General features: G+C 64.2%; 1 protein-coding gene. It reads right to left on the bottom strand.

The features are described 5' to 3' along the window. Nucleotides 1-32: 32 nt before the first annotated feature. A protein-coding gene (locus CRM90_RS29980) for an IS3 family transposase (protein WP_102810453.1) occupies nt 33-1,195 on the bottom strand; the annotation gives its coding sequence in 2 pieces (ribosomal slippage) (nt 33-908 and nt 911-1,195; 1,161 coding nt in all). Nucleotides 1,196-1,265: the final 70 nt, after the last annotated feature.

Here is a 1,265-nt window from a genome sequence, read left to right on the forward strand (position 1 = left end):
GGGTCTGCTGCACGATCAGGTGACAGTTTCGGTCACGCGGCCTGACTGGCCGGTGTGGTCATAATGGCTTCGAACTCGATCGGGGTCAACCGCCCGAGTCCGGCTTGGCGCCGGCGGCGATGGTAGGTGCGTTCGATCCAGGTGACGATCGCGATCCGCAGCTCTTCTCGGGTGCGCCAGCGGCGGCGATCGAGCACGTTCTTTTGGAGCAGGGCGAAGAAGCTCTCCATGGCGGCGTTGTCGCCGGCCGCGCCGACGCGGCCCATCGATCCGACCATCTCGTAACGGCCGAGTGCGTGCACGAATCTCCTTGACCTGAATTGAGATCCGCGATCGGAGTGCAGAATGCAACCGGCAACATCACCGCGGCGTGCCACCGCACTACTGAGCGCTGTGGTGGCCAGCCGGGACTTCATCCGGGAGTCGATCGAGTATCCGACGATGCGGTTGGAGAACACGTCCTTGATGGCACAGAGGTAGAGCTTGCCTTCGTCGGTGCGATGTTCGGTGATATCGCTGAGCCACAGCTGATTTGGGCCACCGGCGGTGAAGTCGCGTTCGACAAGATCATCGTGCACCGGCGGGCCGACCTTGCCGTTCTTGCCGCGCTTCTTGCCGAACACGCTCCACAACCGATGCTGTGAGCAGATCCGCCAAGCGGTGCGCTCGGCCATCGTCTCGCCAGCGTCGCGGGCCTCCTCGACCAGGTAGCGGTAGCCGAACTCGGGATCGTCGCGGTGGGCGTCGAACAGGGCGTTGGCGCGATATGCCTCGATGATCTCCGCGTCAGTAATCGGATTGGCGCGCCAACGGTAGTACGGCTGGCGGGCGAGCTTGAGGACCCGGCACGTCACCGCGACGGGGATCCCGTCGGCGGCGAGCTCACTTACGAGCGGGTAGAGCCTTTTCCCGGAAGGTTGGCCTGTGACAGATAGGCCGTGGCCCGGCGCAGGACCTCGTTCTCCTGCTCGAGCAGTTTGATCCGCCGCCGCGCCTCACGCAGCTCAGCAGACTCGCCAGTGCTCTTGCCAAGCTTGGCGCCTTCGTCGATATCAGCCTGGCGCATCCACTTGTGCAAGGTCATCGGATGGACACCGAAATCGGTGGCGATCTGCTCGATCGTCACCCCGTCATCGCGGTTGCGGGCCACGCGCACGACGTCGTCGCGGAACTCACGGGGGTAGGGCCTTGCCATGGGGACATCCTTCCAGCCTGCCCACGCTGGGCAAGCCAACTCAGATGTCACCTATTCGTGCAGCAGACCC

Origin of the sequence: Mycobacterium sp. ENV421 (genome assembly GCF_002887815.1) — a bacterium.
Taxonomy (GTDB): domain Bacteria; phylum Actinomycetota; class Actinomycetes; order Mycobacteriales; family Mycobacteriaceae; genus Mycobacterium.